An 18617-nucleotide genomic window follows, 5' to 3' on the forward strand; every position below is an offset into this window, starting at 1 on the left:
TTCATGAATATTAGAAGTTTTCGCTTACCTTTTTTCGAAAAAGAAACTCAAAATGTTATGCACCAAGATTTAGAAGCCTCCGAGACAATTAGTAACTTCTTACTTTCCCATATCCCTATTAAAACTCATATACCAATCATTCTCGTTTGTATCGGAACAGATCGTTCCACAGGAGATGCACTCGGTCCGTTAGTCGGTACGAAACTAGAACAAGTAGAAATTACAAACTTCCAAGTGTTCGGCACACTAGATGATCCAGTACATGCGCTAAACTTAGAAGAAAAAATTCAGAATATACAGAAAGATAATCCTACTTCATTTATAATTGCGGTTGATGCCTGTTTAGGAAAGTCTCAAAGTATCGGTTCCATCACTACCGGAATGGGACCTAGTAAACCCGGAGCTGCTATGAACAAGAAATTACCAGCAGTTGGTGATTTACATATTCATGGCATCGTAAATCTAAATGGTTTTATGGAGTTTTTCGTCCTGCAAAATACAAGATTAAGTTTAGTTATGAAAATGGCTGATGTAATTGCACAAAGCATAAAAGAAACAGACCAAAAATTATCTGTATTAAAAAAAGCAAACCATCCATAAATAATAAGATGGTTTGCTTTTTAGTTTTGCTGCGCTAATAATTCTAAAATACGATTTAAATCTTCTTTATTGAAAAATTCAATTTCGATTTTACCTTTTTCCTTTTTTGTTTCTTTAATTTTTACCTCTGTGCCAAACTTTTCTCTTAAGAACGTTTCGCGTTCTACGAAAAATATGTTTCTCTCTTTTTTTACTTGTTTTGTTTCACGTGAAACGCGTTGATTAATCTCCTGAACAATTTTCTCTAATTGACGAACATTTAATCCTTCTTTTTCAATTCGTTTCAGTAAAGATTTCAACTGCTCTTCATCTTTTATCGTAAGTAAAGTTCTCCCATGAGCCATTGAAAGTTGACCGTTTGCAATCATATCTTGCACAAAAGAAGGGAGGCTTAATAATCGCGTATAGTTTGCAATGTAAGGTCTACTCTTACCAAGACGTTTTGCTAATTGTTCTTGCGTCACATTTAGCTCATTCATTAACATTTGATATGCCATTGCTTCTTCCATTGGATTTAAATCTTCTCGTTGTAAGTTTTCAAGCAATGCAAACTCCATCATTTGCTGCTCATTTAATTGTCTTACAACGGCAGGTACTTTTTCGAGCCCCGCCTCTTTAGCAGCACGATATCTTCTTTCACCTGCAACAATTTCATATCCTTTAATACTCTTTCTAGCAATTAATGGTTGTAATATGCCGTGCTCTTTAATAGAGGCCGATAATTCCTGAATCGCCTCTTTATTAAAGTGTTTACGTGGTTGATATGGATTCGGTCTTAATTCAGTTATCGTAATCTCCTGAATTGTCTCTTCTTCTTTCACATCTAAATCAGGAAAAAACACATTGATTCCTCTTCCTAATCCTTTAGCCACCTGCAATCACTTCCTCTGCTAAATCTATATATACTTCTGCCCCTCTTGATTTAGCGTCATACTGCATAATTGGTTTCCCATGACTTGGTGCTTCACTCAAACGAACATTACGAGGGATAATCGAACGGTATACTTTATCTCTAAAGTATTTTTTCACTTCATCTATAACCTGAATCCCTAAATTTGTACGGGCATCTAACATTGTTAGCAATACGCCTTGAATTGCTAGATTTTTATTTAAGTGCTTTTGCACAAGTCGAACTGTATTTAATAGCTGACTTAACCCTTCTAGTGCGTAATATTCGCATTGAACAGGAATAATAACAGAATCTGCTGCAGTTAATGCATTAATCGTTAATAACCCTAAGGACGGGGGACAGTCGATAATAATATAATCATATTCATCACGAACTGGCTGTAATGCCCTTTGCAAACGTACTTCCCGGGAAATAGTCGGTACCAATTCAATTTCAGCACCTGCTAATTGAATTGTAGCGGGTAGAACATCTAAGTTTTCAGTTGCGGTTTTCTGTATAACCCCTTGAACATCTGCATCTTCCACAAGAACATTGTAAATACATTGATCTAATTCGGATTTTTCAATTCCCACACCCGTCGTTGCATTTCCTTGAGCATCAATATCTACAAGAAGGACCTTTTTACCTACTTGTGCCAATCCAGCCCCTAAATTAACAGATGTTGTTGTTTTTCCAACGCCACCCTTTTGATTGGCTATAGCAATGATTTTTCCCATGATGTCACCTACTTTCAACCTTTCTATCTTATTCTAGTAACAATTATGTTTATTGTAACATGAAATAAAAGTTTTTCTTTTACGTCCTTATTAAACTTCAAAATTTATTTGTAAACTCCTTCTTGATCTAACAAGAAAATATAGTAAAAGAGACCTATCCAATAGGATCAGGTCTCTAACACACCATTATTATTTTTTCTTCGGAATTTGAATTGTAATTTGATAGTACTCGTCAAACTCTTCTTCCTCAGAATTAACATTTAAACCACTGTCAGCAACCATTTGTAATGACTGCCTAATTGTATTCATGGCAATTCTCGTATCTCGACTTACTGCTTTTTGCTTTGCCTTACGCTTCGGTTTTGCTTCCTCTAGTAATTTCGCAATTCGTTCCTCTGTTTGCTTTACATTCAGTTGTTTCTCCACAATTTCCTGTAAAACCTTCAGTTGTAATTCCTCATTCTTTAAAGGGATGAGCGCACGGGCATGGCGTTCTGTAATACTTTTTTCTAATAACGCATTTTTTATTTCTTCAGGCAACTTTAACAATCGCAACTTATTTGCGATTGTGGATTGTCCTTTTCCGAGTCTTTGTGCCAATGCTTCTTGCGTTAAATTATGTAACTCAATTAGCTTTTGATATGCCACAGCTTCCTCGATTGCTGTTAGTTCCTCACGTTGCAAGTTTTCAATTAAAGCCACAGAAGCTGTTTCTGTATCATTTAAGTTTTTTATAATTGCAGGAACCTTTTCCCACCCTAACTTTGTTGCTGCACGGAAACGCCTTTCTCCAGCAATAATCTCGTACTTCTCATCCTCATATTGCCTCACAACAATTGGCTGAATAAGTCCGTGTGTACGAATCGTTAATGCTAGTTCCTCAATACGCGCGTCATCAAAAACTGTTCGTGGTTGATAACGGTTAGGGGTAATATTTACTATCGGAATTTCTTGTATTTCTTCATATACCTTTTTATCTATTTCTTCATGGCTTTCGTCTTGTAATTCGAATTCGCTCTCTTTATCTCCAAAGCCAAATAAACGAGAAAACGTATTTTTCATACATATTCCACCACCTTTAGGCCTATTGACTATTCTCCATAAAATGTTTCCTTTGAAACATTTACGTTTTCATTTATATAATTTAATCTTACGTCTAATAAGATTTATTTTTCAATAGGTAATTTATTGGGTGTTCCCGGTTTGCGTGGATATTTCTTTGGTGTCTTGCGCTTTTTCTCGATTAATAAAATATTACGTTCACTTTCTTCAAACGGTAATTGGAACGTAGACATTTCTTTTAGATCCCCGCCTAGCACCTCTAAAGCATACTTGCCATTTTCAATTTCTTCGTTTGCTGCAGCACCTTTCATTGCAATGAATGTTCCCCCAACTTTTACAAGTGGTAAACACAGCTCACTTAATACTGAAAGACGTGCGACTGCACGTGCCATTACAATGTCGTACGCTTCACGTACACCTTCTTTTTTTCCAAATGTTTCAGCACGATCATGACAAAACGCGACGTCACTCAATTCCAACTTTTGTGCTAAATGATTTAAGAAATTAATACGTTTTTGCAATGAGTCTACAATCGTCACTTTTAAATGCGGGAAACAGATTTTTAAAGGAATACTTGGGAATCCAGCTCCTGCGCCAACATCACAAATTGAGAATGGTTTTGAAAAATCGTAATAAAAAGCAGCTGTAATAGAATCAAAAAAGTGTTTTAAATATACTTCCTCTTTTTCCGTAATAGCCGTTAAATTCATTTTTTCATTCCATTCTACTAATGTTTCGAAGTAGATTTCGAACTGCTCTAACTGTCTAGAAGAGAGGGTGATACCCTTCTCTTCTAGCATAGATTGAAATTGTTCTATGTTCATCTAACAATATCTCCTTACTATTTATTGGTTCGATACTCGCGCAATTTTTCCTTGTTCAATATACACAAGTAAAATGGAAATGTCTGCTGGATTTACGCCCGATATACGTGAAGCCTGCCCCACTGAAAGTGGACGAACATCTTTCAATTTCTGTCTAGCTTCTGATGCAAGGCTAGAAATCGCATCATAATCAATATCGACAGGAATTTTTTTACTTTCCATCTTCTTCATACGCTCTACTTGCTGTAAAGATTTTTCGATATATCCTTCGTACTTAATCTGAATTTCAACTTGTTCTGTAACTTCATCACTTAATTCTACTTCACTTGGTACTAAAAGATGGATATGCTCATATGTCATCTCTGGACGACGTAATAGGTCACTTGCACGTATTCCATCTTTCAATTCACTTCCACCAATATTGCGAATTAATTCTTGAACTTCAGGACGTGGCTTAATAATAATGCTACTTAAACGTTCCTTTTCCTGTTCAATTTGTAATTTTTTATTTGTAAATCGCTCATAGCGTTCTTCTTTAATTAATCCAATTTCATGACCAATTTCAGTTAAACGAAGATCCGCATTATCATGGCGTAATAATAGACGATACTCTGCACGAGACGTTAATAAACGATATGGTTCATTCGTCCCTTTCGTTACAAGATCATCAATTAAGACACCAATATAAGCATCCTCACGACCTAAAATAACTTCTTTTTTACCTAAAGAACGACATGCTGCATTAATTCCGGCCATAAGCCCTTGTCCTGCCGCCTCTTCGTAACCAGAAGTTCCGTTAATTTGTCCTGCTGTATATAAATTTTTAATTTTTTTCGTTTCAAGTGTTGGCCATAGTTGCGTTGGCACAATTGCATCATATTCAATTGCATAACCTGTACGCATCATTTCAACATTTTCTAGACCAGGGATTGTTCTAAGCATATCACGCTGTACGTCTTCTGGTAAGCTTGTGGATAAACCTTGTACGTACACTTCTTGTGTGTTACGTCCCTCTGGCTCTAAGAAAATTTGATGACGTGGTTTATCATTAAACCTTACTACTTTGTCTTCAATTGAAGGACAATATCTAGGACCTGTTCCCTTAATCATACCAGAATACATAGCTGAGCGATGTAGGTTTTCATCTATTAAACGATGTGTTTCCGTACTTGTATACGTTAACCAACATGGAATTTGATCCATAATAAACTTTGTCGTTTCAAAAGAGAAAGCGCGTGGCTTATCGTCACCTGGCTGAATTTCTGTTTTACTGTAATCAATCGTATTACTATTTACGCGCGGAGGTGTACCTGTTTTAAATCTAACAAGATCAAATCCAAGCTCCTCTAAATGTTCTGATAACGTAATAGATGGTTGTTGATTATTTGGACCACTCGAATATTTTAAATCTCCCATAATAATCTCACCACGTAAAAACGTACCAGTCGTAATTACGACTGTTTTTGCTGTATATTCAGCACCAGCTTGCGTAATTACCCCTTTACATTCGCCATCTTCAACGATTAAACGCTCTACCATTCCTTGGAACAACGTTAAGTTTGGTGTTTCTTCAATTGTTTTCTTTAATTCATGCTGGTAAGAGAACTTATCTGCTTGTGCTCGAAGTGCACGTACAGCTGGCCCTTTACCTGTATTTAACATACGCATTTGAATATGCGTTTTATCAATGTTGCGTCCCATTTCTCCGCCTAATGCATCAATTTCACGAACAACAATCCCTTTTGCTGGTCCACCAACAGAAGGGTTACATGGCATAAACGCTACCATATCTAAGTTAATTGTTAACATTAATGTTTTGGAGCCCATTCGTGCTGCCGCAAGACCAGCTTCACATCCTGCATGACCTGCACCGATTACTATGACATCGTATGAACCGGCATTGTATCCCATTGTTTATTCCTCCTAATAATCTCTATCTTTCTGAAACATCACTATATTATTTTCCTAAACAAAATTGAGAGAACAACTGGTCAATTAAGCTCTCATGAACGGTATCACCAGTAATTTCACCAAGTATTTCCCACGTTCTTGTTAAATCAATCTGCACCATATCAATTGGAACACCATTTTCTATCGCCTCAATTGCATCTCCAATTGTTTTTCCTGCTTGTGTTAATAATCCAATATGTCTCGCGTTAGAAACATATGTTACATCTGCAGAATCAATTGTTCCTTCAAAGAATAAATCAGCGATTGCCGTTTCAAGCTCATCTATTCCCTGTTCCTCAATTAACGACGTTGTAATAACACGATTCCCCGCTGCTAATTCTATAACACGTTCCATATCAATTGCTTGCGGTAAATCTGTCTTATTTACAATAACAATGAAATCTTTTCCTTGTACGGCACGGAATAGATCTTCATCCTCATTCGTTAAAGCTTCGCTATAATTAACGACAACTAACACTAAATCAGCTTGACTCATCATTTCTTTTGAACGCTCTACACCAATTCGTTCAACAACATCTTCTGTTTCACGAATTCCGGCCGTATCTATAAGTTTAAGTGGTACACCACGCACATTAACGTACTCTTCAATAACATCACGAGTTGTTCCTGCAATATCAGTTACAATTGCCTTTTTCTCCTGAACGAGACTATTTAATAGCGATGATTTCCCAACATTAGGTCTACCGATGATTGCAGTAGCAATACCTTCACGTAAAATCTTTCCTTGCTTTGATGTTTCTAATATTTTTGCAATTTCAACACGAACATGTGTAGCTTTCTCAATTAAAATATTATGTGTCATTTCTTCCACATCATCATATTCCGGGTAATCTATGTTTACCTCAACATGAGCTAACGTTTCTAATATATCCTGACGCAGACGGCCGATTAATTTAGATAATCGGCCCTCCATTTGATTAATCGCTACGTTCATTGCACGATCTGTTTTTGCACGGATTAAGTCCATAACAGCTTCTGCTTGTGATAAATCAATACGGCCATTTAAAAAAGCACGTTTTGTAAATTCACCAGGCTCCGCTAATCTTACCCCTTGCGCTAAAATAAGCTGTAATACTTTGTTTACCGAAACAAGTCCACCATGACAGTTAATTTCTACTATATTTTCACGTGTAAAAGTCCTTGGTGCACGCATAATGGACACCATTACTTCTTCAATAACCTGATTTGTATCTAAATCAACAATATGACCATAATGAATTGTATGAGAAGGAACCTCTGTTAAATCCTTCCCTTTAAAAATACGATTAACTTTTTCAACCGCATCATCCCCACTTACTCGAACAATGGCAATTGCACCCTCTCCAAGCGCTGTGGAAATCGCGGCAATTGTATCAAATTCCATGTCCTTTCACCTCACTTGCTTATTTATCTCTATTTCAACATGATTATTTTCTTCACTAAATTATTAGAATACCATAACGAACCTATCTACAAAAGAATAATAACTCATTTTATTATGTCCTCATGTAAAAAACACTAAACTTATTCACAGTGGATAAGTTTAGTGTTTTTAGTTATCCACACCTATTTTCCCCTCAAAAAAAACCGGCACTCAATTGAGTAACCGGTCACTTGGAAGATATTACAACATGTCGATGTGGTTCTTTTCCTTCAGAAGTTGTAATGATATTTTGATGATTAGATAATGCTTGGTGGATAATCTTTCGTTCAAAAGATGGCATAGGCTCCAATACAACTCTTTTTTTTGTACTCACTACTTGTTTGGCTAATCGATAAGAAAGTGCTTCTAACGTAGCTTTTCTTTTACTACGATAATTTTCAGCATCTAATGTGATACCAATGTACTGCTTCGTATTACGATTCGCTACAAGTTTTGTTAAATACTGTAAAGAATTCAAGGTGTTCCCTCTTTTTCCAATCAAAACACCTATATTTTCGCCGTAAATTGTAAATTCAACTTCTCGTCCTTTTACAATTTTACTAATCTCAGCTTCCACACCCATATCGTGAATAACATTTTTTAAATATTCTTCACATTCTTGAATTGGATCTTTCTTCAATACAACTTCTACTACTGCAGGTCGGTTCCCAAATAAACCTAAGAACCCTCTCTTACCCTCATCGATAATATTTATATCTACTCGGTCTTTTGAAACATTTAATTGTCTTAAAGCATCCTGTACTGCCAGCTCGACTGTTTGTCCTTTAGCAGTAATTATACTCACTTGCTTGATCCTCCTGCCTTACTAGCCTTAATTTCCGGCCCTTTGATCAAGTACATTTGAGCGATACCAAAGATATTACCAACAACCCAGTAAAGTGATAATGCAGCTGGGAAGTTAATTGCAAAGATTAAAATCATGATTGGCATTAACCAAATCATCATTGCCATTTGCGGATTTTGACCAGCAGTTCCTGCCATAGCAAGTTTTTGCTGAATAAATGTCGTAATTGCTGCAACAACCGGTAAAATATATAACGGATCTGCTTGTCCTAAGTCGAACCATAAGAATGTATGCTTACTAATTTCTGATGTTCTCATAATCGCATGGTAAAACGCGAATAAAATAGGCATCTGAACAAAGATTGGTAAACATCCTGCTAATGGATTTACACCATTTTTTTGATACAACTGCATCATTTCTTGTTGTAGTTTTTGCTGCGTTGCTTGATCTTTAGAACTATATTTCTCTTTTAACTTCACCATTTCTGGTTGTAACGCTTGCATTGCTTTCGTACTCTTTGTTTGTTTAATCATTAATGGTAATAATGCAAAACGAATAATAAGAGTTGTAACAACAATCGCTAAACCGTAATTACTACCAAATAAGTTGGCAAAATACGTAATTAACTGAGAAAGCGGGTATACGAAGTATTCATTCCAAATTCCAGTGCTTTTTGGTGTAATTGGCTGATTTACTTCACTACAGCCAGCAGTAATCGCCATTAATGCAACAACCATGGCTAGTAAACCTAATTTCTTTTTCAAAGCCTACTCCTCCTTGTATCGGTATGTATATAGTGTAATTCATTTCCTTACGCTACTTTTTTATTCTTTTCATACCAGAGCGTTTAAAGACATGAATTAAGCTTTTCTTCAATTCTTCATATGTCATCTCTGCACAAGGCTTCCTTGCTATTATAACAAAATCTTTTCCAGAATCTATCTCATCTTTTAATTCTGTGATCGACTGGCGAATCATACGTTTAATTCGGTTACGCACTACTGCATTTCCTATTTTCTTGCTGACAGAAAGGCCAATACGAAAGTTTGGCTGCTCTTCTTTATCTAGTTGATACACAACAAATTGACGATTCGCAGTCGATTTTCCTTTTTGAAAAACCGTCTGGAATTCATCATTCTTTTTTATACGATGTTTTTTCTTCATATCAATTGACACTCCTGTAGTTCATCAGCGGAAATTCACTATTATTAGAAAAAAAGACCACTGAACGATCAGTGGTCTACGCAGATAATACTTTTCTTCCTTTACGACGACGAGCTGCTAGCACTTTACGTCCGTTCGCTGTGCTCATACGGCTGCGGAAACCATGTACTTTGCTGCGCTTACGTTTATTTGGTTGGTAAGTTCTTTTCATTATATGACACCTCCCTGAGGAATATCTGTTAAAGACAGTCTTATAAATTATAGTTAATCAACTAGGAAAATGTCAATGGTTCTAGAAATTTTCATCAAATATTCATTTTGAACCTATTCACATACTTTTTCACAGACGCTATATTTCCTTGTGGATAAATGTTTTTTTCTGTTTTTTATATCCACAAACTCTTTTCGTACTTTTACACAGTATATCGTGTTGTGGACAAGTTTATTCCACAAGGTATTGATTTTGTGGATAACTTTCTTAATTTCATTGCTATAGCTACTTTTTTTTGATATTATAGTTGTGTTTTCACTTTGAATAAGTTTTCCACATCATTATCTTATCCACAATTTGTGTATAACATGTGGACAGTTTTAATCACATGTGGGTAAATGATTATCCACATTTGCTTTTTTTGTCGAAAACCCTATCTCATATACAAACGACGTTTTTAGGTTTTAAAATACGTTTCGTATAAATATACATTTTATATTTATTTAGGTTGTACATTTGTTGCGCAACCTTATTCTTTTACCATCTTAGTAAAGGAGGGACACCTTTGGAAAACATCTCTGATTTATGGAACAGCGCCTTAAAAGAACTAGAAAAAAAGGTCAGTAAACCAAGTTATGAAACATGGTTAAAATCAACGACCGCACATAATTTAAAGAAAGATGTATTAACAATTACGGCTCCAAATGAATTCGCCCGCGATTGGCTAGAATCTCATTATTCAGAGCTAATTTCAGAAACACTTTATGATTTAACAGGGGCAAAATTAGCTATTCGCTTTATTATTCCCCAAAGTCAAGCTGAAGAGGAGATTGATCTTCCTCCTTCTAAACCGAATTCAGCACAAGATGATTCTAATCATTTACCACAGAGTATGCTAAATCCAAAATATACGTTTGATACGTTTGTTATTGGCTCTGGTAACCGTTTTGCTCACGCTGCTTCATTGGCCGTAGCCGAAGCGCCAGCTAAAGCATATAATCCCCTCTTTATTTATGGGGGAGTTGGACTTGGAAAGACCCATTTAATGCATGCAATTGGTCATTATGTAATTGAACATAACCCAAATGCCAAAGTTGTATATTTATCATCAGAAAAATTTACAAATGAATTCATTAATTCTATTCGTGATAATAAAGCTGTCGATTTTCGTAATAAATACCGCAATGTGGATGTTTTATTGATAGATGATATTCAATTTTTAGCGGGAAAAGAACAAACTCAAGAAGAGTTTTTCCATACATTCAATGCATTACACGAAGAAAGTAAACAAATTGTAATTTCCAGTGATCGGCCACCAAAAGAAATTCCAACTTTAGAAGATCGTCTTCGTTCTCGCTTTGAATGGGGACTCATTACGGATATTACGCCACCAGATTTAGAAACGCGGATTGCAATTTTGCGCAAAAAGGCAAAGGCTGAAGGACTTGATATACCAAATGAGGTCATGCTTTATATTGCAAATCAAATCGATTCAAATATTCGTGAACTAGAAGGTGCACTCATCCGAGTTGTAGCTTATTCATCTTTAATTAACAAAGATATTAATGCTGATTTAGCAGCCGAAGCACTTAAAGATATTATTCCAAATTCTAAACCAAAAATTATCTCCATTTATGATATTCAAAAAGCTGTCGGAGATGTTTATCAAGTAAAATTGGAAGATTTCAAGGCGAAAAAGCGAACGAAATCAGTTGCCTTCCCTCGCCAAATTGCAATGTATTTATCACGTGAACTGACAGACTCCTCCTTACCTAAAATAGGTGAAGAATTCGGTGGACGTGATCATACAACAGTTATCCATGCTCATGAAAAAATTTCTAAGCTACTTAAGACGGATACACAATTACAAAAGCAAGTTGAAGAAATTAACGATATTTTAAAGTAGTAGCTGAATAGTGTGAATAACTTTCCTTGTTTTACGCACAGTCTATCCACATGTAGATAGACTGTTTTTACATCCTTTAACAGGGTTATCCACATATCCACAAGCCCTATTACTATTACTACTATTTTTTATCTTTATTAATTAAATAAAATCTTATACTTACCGGAGGTTTTTCTTTATGCGTTTTACAATACAAAAAGACTATCTTGTAAGAAGTGTACAAGATGTAATGAAGGCTGTTTCTTCTCGTACAACAATTCCGATCCTTACGGGGATTAAAGTTGTCGCTACGGAAGAAGGAGTTACATTAACAGGAAGCGATGCTGATATTTCAATTGAATCTTTCATTCCAGTTGAAGAGAATGGAAAAGAAATCGTAGAAGTGAATCAATCAGGAAGTATTGTTTTACAGGCTAAATATTTTAGTGAAATTGTAAAGAAATTGCCTAAAGAAACTGTAGAAATTTCTGTGGAAAATCATTTGATGACAAAAATAACTTCTGGAAAATCAGAGTTTAATTTAAATGGTTTAGATTCTGCAGAATATCCATTGTTACCACAAATTGAAGAACATCATGTTTTTAAGATTCCAACGGATTTACTTAAACATATGATTAGACAAACTGTATTTGCAGTTTCCACTTCTGAAACAAGACCAATCTTGACAGGTGTAAACTGGAAGGTATATAACAGCGAACTAACTGGCATTGCTACAGATAGTCACAGACTAGCTCTTCGAAAAGCAAAAATCGAAGGCATTGCAGATGAGTTCCAAGCAAATGTTGTTATTCCAGGAAAAAGTTTAAATGAATTAAGCAAAATTCTAGATGAGTCTGAAGAAATGGTAGATATCGTTATTACGGAGTATCAAGTATTATTCCGTACAAAACATTTATTATTCTTCTCAAGATTGTTAGAAGGAAATTACCCTGATACAACTCGCTTAATTCCAGCGGAGAGCAAAACAGATATTTTTGTAAATACAAAAGAATTTTTACAAGCAATTGATCGTGCATCTCTTTTAGCAAGGGATGGTCGTAATAATGTTGTAAAATTATCAACTTTAGAGCAGGCAATGCTAGAAATTTCCTCGAATTCACCAGAAATCGGAAAAGTAGTAGAAGAAGTTCAATGTGAAAAAGTAGATGGAGAAGAGTTAAAAATATCTTTTAGTGCAAAATATATGATGGATGCACTAAAAGCATTAGATAGTACTGAAATTAAGATTAGCTTTACTGGAGCAATGAGACCATTCTTAATTCGTACAGTAAATGATGAATCCATTATTCAATTAATTTTACCGGTTCGTACTTACTAAGTAAGAAATAAGGGTTGCTAGTTTTCAGATGCTAGTAGCCCTTATTTGATTTTTGGGTATTACTTTCCTAATGCTAGTTTATTTAGTACAATGAAAGAATGAACACTTTCAGAAAGTGAGCGATTTTATGAAACGTATTAAAATTTCAACAGAGTATATTACACTAGGGCAATTTTTAAAGTTAGCCGATGTAATTGATACAGGTGGCGCTGTAAAATGGTTTTTACAAGAATATGAAGTGTACGTGAATCAAGAACTTGAAAATAGAAGAGGTCGCAAACTATATGCGAACGATATTATTGAAATTCCAGGAAGCGGAAGTTTCCAAGTTCAGTCATAAAGGGGGAGCCCTTTGTTTATTTCAGAAATACAATTAAAAAACTATCGCAATTATGAAAAGTTAGAGCTTTCCTTTGAAGATAAGGTAAATGTAATTATCGGCGAGAATGCACAAGGGAAAACGAATTTGATGGAAGCTATTTATGTTTTAGCGATGGCGAAATCTCATAGAACCTCTAATGATCGCGAGCTTATCCGTTGGGATGAAGATTTCGGTCAAATTAAAGGAAAGCTACAAAAGAGAAATAGTTCTTTGTCTTTGGAATTAAATATCTCGAAAAAAGGTAAAAAGGCAAAATTAAATCAACTTGAACAACAAAAATTGAGTCAATATATTGGCGTGATGAATGTTGTCATGTTTGCCCCAGAAGATTTAAATCTTGTAAAAGGAAGCCCTCAAGTAAGAAGACGCTTTTTAGATATGGAATTAGGCCAAATAGCTCCGGTCTATTTGTATGAATTGAGTCAATATCAAAAGGTGCTCACACAACGAAATCACTTGCTAAAAAAGATGCAAGGGAATAGTAAGAATGAGGAAACGATGTTGGATGTATTTACACTTCAACTTATTGAGCATGGTACAAAAATTTTGCAAAAACGCTTTGAATTTTTGCATTTACTACAAGAATGGGCAGCTCCAATTCATCGTGGTATAAGCCGTGGGTTAGAAGAATTAGAAATTGTCTATAAACCGAGTGTAGATGTATCAGAATCAATGGATTTGTCGAAAATAAAAGAAGTATACTATGAAAGTTTTCAATCCGTGAAACAACGTGAAATTTTCCGTGGTACGACTTTAATTGGTCCTCATCGTGATGATTTACAATTCTTCGTTAATAGTAAAAATGTTCAAGTCTTTGGTTCGCAAGGACAACAACGAACGACCGCACTGTCCCTAAAATTAGCTGAAATTGAATTGATTTACTCAGAAGTTAAAGAATATCCGATTCTTCTATTGGATGATGTATTATCAGAATTAGATGATTATCGTCAATCGCATCTGTTAAATACAATTCAAGGAAAAGTGCAAACATTTGTGACAACGACGAGTGTCGACGGAATTGAACACGAAACATTAAAAGAAGCGAAAACAATTCATGTAACGAACGGCACGGTAGATTGTGAAATAGATAGGGCGTAATCCCTGTTTAAATGGAAAAGTAGGTGATCTTTGTGTCAATGGAACAAAAGCAAATGCAAGAAAATTCATATGATGAAAGTCAAATACAGGTACTTGAAGGGCTAGAAGCAGTTCGAAAACGCCCTGGTATGTATATTGGATCTACAAGCGGAAAAGGACTTCACCATCTTGTATGGGAAATCGTCGATAATAGTATCGATGAAGCACTTGCAGGGTACTGTGATGAAATTAACGTTAGTATCGAAGAAGATAATAGTATTCGTGTAACGGATAATGGACGTGGTATTCCAGTTGGTATACAAGAAAAAATGGGACGTCCTGCTGTAGAAGTTATTATGACCGTTCTTCATGCTGGTGGTAAGTTTGGCGGCGGCGGTTATAAAGTTTCTGGTGGTTTGCATGGTGTTGGGGCATCTGTAGTAAATGCTCTATCAACAGAACTAGAGGTATTTGTACATCGTGAAGGTAAAATCCATTATCAAAAATACGAAAGAGGTATTCCGGTTGCAGATTTAAAAGTCATTGGTGACACAGATCAAACGGGAACGATAACTCGATTTAAACCAGATCCAGAAATTTTTCAGGAAACAACAGTATACGAATTTGATACACTAGCAACTCGTATGCGTGAATTAGCATTTTTAAATCGTAATATTAAACTGACGATTGAAGATAAACGTGAACATAAGCAAAAAAAAGAATTCCATTATGAAGGTGGAATTAAATCATATGTTGAGCATTTAAACCGCTCAAAACAACCAATCCATGAAGAGCCTGTATATGTAGAAGGATCAAAAGATGGTATTCAAGTTGAGGTTTCCTTACAGTATAACGAAGGATATACAAATAATATTTACTCATTTACGAATAACATTCACACGTATGAAGGTGGAACACATGAAGTAGGGTTTAAAACAGCTTTAACTCGTGTGATTAACGATTATGGACGTAAAAATAGTATTCTAAAAGATGCAGACAGTAACTTAACTGGTGAGGACGTTCGTGAAGGTTTAACTGCAATTGTATCAATTAAACATCCAAATCCACAATTTGAAGGACAAACGAAGACGAAACTTGGGAATAGTGAAGCAAGAACGATTACAGAGTCTGTATTTTCAGAGGCATTTGAAAAGTTCTTACTAGAAAACCCGAACGTTGCACGAAAAATCGTAGAAAAAGGTACGATGGCAGCGCGTGCACGTGTTGCAGCGAAAAAAGCACGTGAATTGACACGTCGTAAGAGCGCGTTAGAAGTTTCAAGTTTACCTGGTAAATTAGCAGATTGCTCTTCGAAGGATCCGGCAATTAGTGAAATTTACATTGTAGAGGGTGACTCTGCCGGTGGATCAGCAAAGCAAGGTCGTGATCGTCACTTCCAAGCGATTTTACCGCTAAAAGGTAAAATTATTAATGTTGAAAAGGCAAGATTAGATAAAATCTTATCTAACGATGAGGTGCGTACAATTATTACTGCAATTGGTACGAACATTGGCGGAGATTTTGATATTGAGAAAGCTCGTTATCATAAAGTTATTATTATGACGGATGCCGACGTAGATGGTGCGCATATTCGTACCCTATTATTAACGTTCTTCTATCGTTATATGCGTCAAATTATTGAACATGGTTATATCTATATTGCACAGCCGCCGTTGTTTAAAGTACAACAAGGTAAAAAAATTCAATATGCTTATAATGAGAAAGAGCTTGAAAAGATTTTAGCTGAATTACCAGCTCAACCTAAACCTGGCATCCAACGTTACAAAGGTTTAGGAGAAATGAATCCAACTCAGCTTTGGGAAACAACAATGGACCCAGAAGTACGTTCATTGCTTCAAGTTTCTCTTCAAGATGCAATTGAAGCAGATGAAACATTTGAAATTTTAATGGGGGATAAAGTAGAACCACGTCGTAACTTTATCCAAGAAAATGCAAAATACGTGAAAAACCTTGATATTTAAATGAGTAATGACAGGAATCTGAGTATTCCTGTCTTCTACATATAAATCAATGTATGTGTAACGGAAATGTAAGAGGAGGTGCTCGTTGATGTCAGACAATCAACAACAAGCACGAATTCGAGAAATTAATATTAGCCATGAAATGCGTACCTCATTTTTAGATTACGCAATGAGTGTTATCGTATCTCGTGCATTACCAGATGTTCGTGATGGATTAAAACCTGTGCATCGTAGGGTTTTATATGCGATGAATGATTTAGGAATTACGGCTGATAAAGCGTATAAGAAATCAGCACGTATTGTTGGTGAAGTAATCGGTAAGTATCACCCTCATGGTGATTCAGCTGTTTATGAAACGATGGTACGTATGGCCCAAGATTTCAGTCAACGTTATATGCTTGTTGATGGGCATGGTAACTTTGGATCTGTCGATGGAGATTCAGCGGCAGCAATGCGTTATACAGAAGCAAGAATGTCTAAAATCTCTATGGAATTAATACGTGATATTTCAAAAAATACAATTGATTATCAAGATAACTATGATGGTTCTGAAAGAGAGCCGATTGTGTTACCAGCGCGTTTTCCTAACTTACTAGTAAATGGTACGACAGGTATTGCAGTTGGTATGGCAACAAATATTCCGCCGCATCAACTTGGTGAAGTAATTGATGGTGTATTGGCATTAAGTCATAATCCTGATATTACTATTGCAGAATTAATGGAGTGCATTCCAGGACCAGATTTCCCGACGGCAGGTTTAATTTTAGGAAGAAGTGGTATTCGTAGAGCTTATGAGACAGGACGCGGGTCTATTATACTTCGTGCTAAAGTTGAAATTGAAGAGAAGTCAAATGGCAAACAATCTATTATCGTAACGGAACTACCTTATCAAGTGAATAAGGCGCGATTGATTGAAAAAATTGCAGAATTAGTTCGCGATAAGAAAATTGAAGGTATTACAGATTTACGTGATGAATCAGATCGAAATGGTATGCGTATTGTTATGGAAGTACGTCGTGATGCCAATGCTAATGTATTATTAAATAACTTATATAAACATACAGCACTTCAAACAAGTTTTGGTATTAACATGCTGTCTCTTGTAAATGGAGAACCACAAGTACTGAATTTAAAACAAAATTTATATCATTACTTGGAACATCAAAAGGTAGTAATTCGTAGACGTACTGCTTATGAACTTGAAAAGGCAGAAGCACGTGCTCATATTTTAGAAGGATTACGAATTGCTTTAGACCATCTGGATGAAGTTATTACATTAATTCGTAGTTCGAAAACAGCGGAAATTGCAAAACAAGGTTTAATGGAACGTTTTGGCTTAAGTGAAAAACAAGCGCAAGCTATTTTAGATATGCGTCTGCAACGCTTAACAGGATTAGAACGCGAAAAAATTGAACAAGAATATCAAGATTTAATGAAGTTAATCGCTGAATTAAAAGCAATCTTAGCAGATGAAGAAAAGGTTCTTGAGATTATTCGTGAAGAATTAACAGAAGTAAAAGAGCGCTTCAATGATAAGAGACGTACAGAAATTACAATTGGTGGTATGGAGTCTATTGAAGATGAAGACTTGATTCCAGAACAAAACATCGCCATTACGTTAACACATAATGGTTATATTAAGAGGTTGCCAGCTTCTACGTACAAAACACAGAACCGTGGTGGACGTGGTGTGCAAGGAATGGGGACAAATGATGATGATTTCGTAGAACATTTATTAACTACTTCTACGCATGATCATATTCTATTCTTCACTAATAAGGGGAAAGTATACCGTACGAAAGGATATGAAATCCCAGAGTATAGTCGTACAGCGAAAGGTATACCTATTATTAACTTATTAGGTGTAGATAAGGGTGAATGGATTAACGCCATTATTCCAATTCGTGAATTTGGTGACGATGAATTCTTATTCTTCACAACAAAACAAGGTATCTCTAAGAGAACACCACTTTCATCATTTGCGAATATACGTACAAATGGTTTAATTGCAATCTCTCTTCGTGAAGAGGATGAAGTAATATCTGTACGTTTAACATCTGGTGATAAGGATATTATTGTAGGTACAAGCAATGGTATGCTAATTCGTTTTAACGAGCAAGATGTACGTTCTATGGGACGTAATGCGGCTGGTGTAAAAGCAATTACATTAGGTGAAGAAGATCAAGTTGTAGGTATGGAAATTGTCGAAGAGGATGTAAATGTTTTAATTGTAACGAAAAATGGTTATGGAAAACGTACGCCGATTGATGAATACCGCCTACAAAGC

17 protein-coding genes (1 of these 17 running past the window's edge) are annotated in these 18617 nt (G+C 35.7%); 7 read left to right on the forward strand and 10 right to left on the reverse strand.

Features of this window, described 5'->3' with window-relative positions:
- Positions 1-3 precede the first annotated feature (3 nt).
- The gene (yyaC, locus tag MR147_RS14675; protein WP_242304464.1) at positions 4-600 is read left to right on the forward strand and encodes a spore protease YyaC; all 597 of its coding nucleotides are present in this window, start codon (positions 4-6) and stop codon (positions 598-600) included.
- A gap of 20 nt (positions 601-620) precedes the next feature.
- Here the strand turns inward: yyaC and spo0J are convergent, their stop codons facing one another.
- From spo0J to rpmH, 10 genes are all read right to left on the reverse strand, one after another.
- The gene (spo0J, locus tag MR147_RS14680) at positions 621-1472 is read right to left on the reverse strand and encodes a stage 0 sporulation protein Spo0J (RefSeq protein WP_001051838.1); all 852 of its coding nucleotides are present in this window, start codon (positions 1470-1472) and stop codon (positions 621-623) included.
- On the reverse strand, positions 1465-2226 hold the full coding sequence (soj, locus tag MR147_RS14685) for a sporulation initiation inhibitor protein Soj (protein WP_000516114.1): 762 nt from the start codon (positions 2224-2226) through the stop codon (positions 1465-1467). Before soj ends, spo0J begins: the two co-directional genes overlap by 8 nt.
- 189 nt (positions 2227-2415) lie before the next feature.
- The gene (gene noc / locus MR147_RS14690) at positions 2416-3288 is read right to left on the reverse strand and encodes a nucleoid occlusion protein (RefSeq protein ID WP_000799029.1); all 873 of its coding nucleotides are present in this window, start codon (positions 3286-3288) and stop codon (positions 2416-2418) included.
- A gap of 104 nt (positions 3289-3392) precedes the next feature.
- On the reverse strand, positions 3393-4112 hold the full coding sequence (rsmG, locus tag MR147_RS14695; RefSeq protein WP_001019621.1) for a 16S rRNA (guanine(527)-N(7))-methyltransferase RsmG: 720 nt from the start codon (positions 4110-4112) through the stop codon (positions 3393-3395).
- A 21-nt stretch (positions 4113-4133) separates the two neighbouring features.
- Complete coding sequence (gene mnmG / locus MR147_RS14700; protein ID WP_000541033.1) at positions 4134-6023, reverse strand: tRNA uridine-5-carboxymethylaminomethyl(34) synthesis enzyme MnmG; 1890 nt, start codon at positions 6021-6023, stop codon at positions 4134-4136.
- Positions 6024-6069: 46 nt separating this feature from the next.
- A complete protein-coding gene (mnmE, locus tag MR147_RS14705) occupies positions 6070-7446 on the reverse strand; it encodes a tRNA uridine-5-carboxymethylaminomethyl(34) synthesis GTPase MnmE (RefSeq protein WP_074609420.1) in 1377 nt (458 codons plus the stop codon).
- Positions 7447-7672: 226 nt separating this feature from the next.
- Positions 7673-8290, reverse strand: coding sequence for an RNA-binding cell elongation regulator Jag/EloR (gene jag / locus MR147_RS14710; RefSeq protein ID WP_074609419.1), 618 nt, complete (start codon positions 8288-8290; stop codon positions 7673-7675).
- Positions 8287-9054 (reverse strand): YidC family membrane integrase SpoIIIJ, encoded by a 768-nt coding sequence (gene spoIIIJ / locus MR147_RS14715; protein ID WP_000727745.1) that lies wholly within the window; start codon positions 9052-9054, stop codon positions 8287-8289. The genes jag and spoIIIJ overlap by 4 nt, the downstream gene beginning before the upstream one ends.
- 52 nt (positions 9055-9106) lie before the next feature.
- The gene (gene rnpA / locus MR147_RS14720; RefSeq protein ID WP_000726629.1) at positions 9107-9454 is read right to left on the reverse strand and encodes a ribonuclease P protein component; all 348 of its coding nucleotides are present in this window, start codon (positions 9452-9454) and stop codon (positions 9107-9109) included.
- A 76-nt stretch (positions 9455-9530) separates the two neighbouring features.
- Entirely contained in the window at positions 9531-9665 is a 135-nt protein-coding gene (gene rpmH / locus MR147_RS14725; RefSeq protein ID WP_000831901.1) for a 50S ribosomal protein L34, read from the reverse strand.
- Between the two features lie 565 nt (positions 9666-10230).
- Here rpmH and dnaA point away from each other — a divergent pair.
- From dnaA to gyrA, 6 genes are all read left to right on the forward strand, one after another.
- On the forward strand, positions 10231-11571 hold the full coding sequence (dnaA, locus tag MR147_RS14730; RefSeq protein WP_000428025.1) for a chromosomal replication initiator protein DnaA: 1341 nt from the start codon (positions 10231-10233) through the stop codon (positions 11569-11571).
- A 178-nt stretch (positions 11572-11749) separates the two neighbouring features.
- Complete coding sequence (dnaN, locus tag MR147_RS14735) at positions 11750-12889, forward strand: DNA polymerase III subunit beta (protein ID WP_001212896.1); 1140 nt, start codon at positions 11750-11752, stop codon at positions 12887-12889.
- Positions 12890-13016: 127 nt separating this feature from the next.
- Complete coding sequence (gene yaaA, locus MR147_RS14740) at positions 13017-13229, forward strand: S4 domain-containing protein YaaA (RefSeq protein ID WP_000821367.1); 213 nt, start codon at positions 13017-13019, stop codon at positions 13227-13229.
- Between the two features lie 12 nt (positions 13230-13241).
- Positions 13242-14369, forward strand: a complete 1128-nt coding sequence (gene recF / locus MR147_RS14745; protein WP_000470750.1) for a DNA replication/repair protein RecF — start codon at positions 13242-13244, stop codon at positions 14367-14369.
- A 38-nt stretch (positions 14370-14407) separates the two neighbouring features.
- Entirely contained in the window at positions 14408-16330 is a 1923-nt protein-coding gene (gene gyrB / locus MR147_RS14750) for a DNA topoisomerase (ATP-hydrolyzing) subunit B (RefSeq protein WP_000435993.1), read from the forward strand.
- A gap of 88 nt (positions 16331-16418) precedes the next feature.
- Positions 16419-18617 carry the 5' portion of a DNA gyrase subunit A gene (gene gyrA / locus MR147_RS14755; RefSeq protein WP_001282851.1) on the forward strand. It continues 273 nt past the right edge of the window, so 2199 of the gene's 2472 nt are visible here — the first part of the coding sequence; its start codon is at positions 16419-16421; its stop codon lies beyond the right edge, outside the window.

It is taken from the genome of Bacillus cereus group sp. BfR-BA-01350 (assembly GCF_022663775.1).
In the GTDB taxonomy this organism is placed as follows: Bacteria; Bacillota; Bacilli; order Bacillales; family Bacillaceae_G; genus Bacillus_A; species Bacillus_A paranthracis.

Coding starts and splice junctions, on each gene's coding strand:
- rnpA (WP_000726629.1), bottom strand. CDS start 9,454: ATGAAGAAAAAACATCGTATAAAAAAGAATGATGAATTCCAGACGGTT.
- yyaC (WP_242304464.1), top strand. CDS start 4: ATGAATATTAGAAGTTTTCGCTTACCTTTTTTCGAAAAAGAAACTCAA.
- mnmG (WP_000541033.1), bottom strand. CDS start 6,023: ATGGGATACAATGCCGGTTCATACGATGTCATAGTAATCGGTGCAGGT.
- soj (WP_000516114.1), bottom strand. CDS start 2,226: ATGGGAAAAATCATTGCTATAGCCAATCAAAAGGGTGGCGTTGGAAAA.
- dnaN (WP_001212896.1), top strand. CDS start 11,750: ATGCGTTTTACAATACAAAAAGACTATCTTGTAAGAAGTGTACAAGAT.
- rsmG (WP_001019621.1), bottom strand. CDS start 4,112: ATGAACATAGAACAATTTCAATCTATGCTAGAAGAGAAGGGTATCACC.
- yaaA (WP_000821367.1), top strand. CDS start 13,017: ATGAAACGTATTAAAATTTCAACAGAGTATATTACACTAGGGCAATTT.
- noc (WP_000799029.1), bottom strand. CDS start 3,288: ATGAAAAATACGTTTTCTCGTTTATTTGGCTTTGGAGATAAAGAGAGC.
- mnmE (WP_074609420.1), bottom strand. CDS start 7,446: ATGGAATTTGATACAATTGCCGCGATTTCCACAGCGCTTGGAGAGGGT.
- rpmH (WP_000831901.1), bottom strand. CDS start 9,665: ATGAAAAGAACTTACCAACCAAATAAACGTAAGCGCAGCAAAGTACAT.
- gyrB (WP_000435993.1), top strand. CDS start 14,408: ATGGAACAAAAGCAAATGCAAGAAAATTCATATGATGAAAGTCAAATA.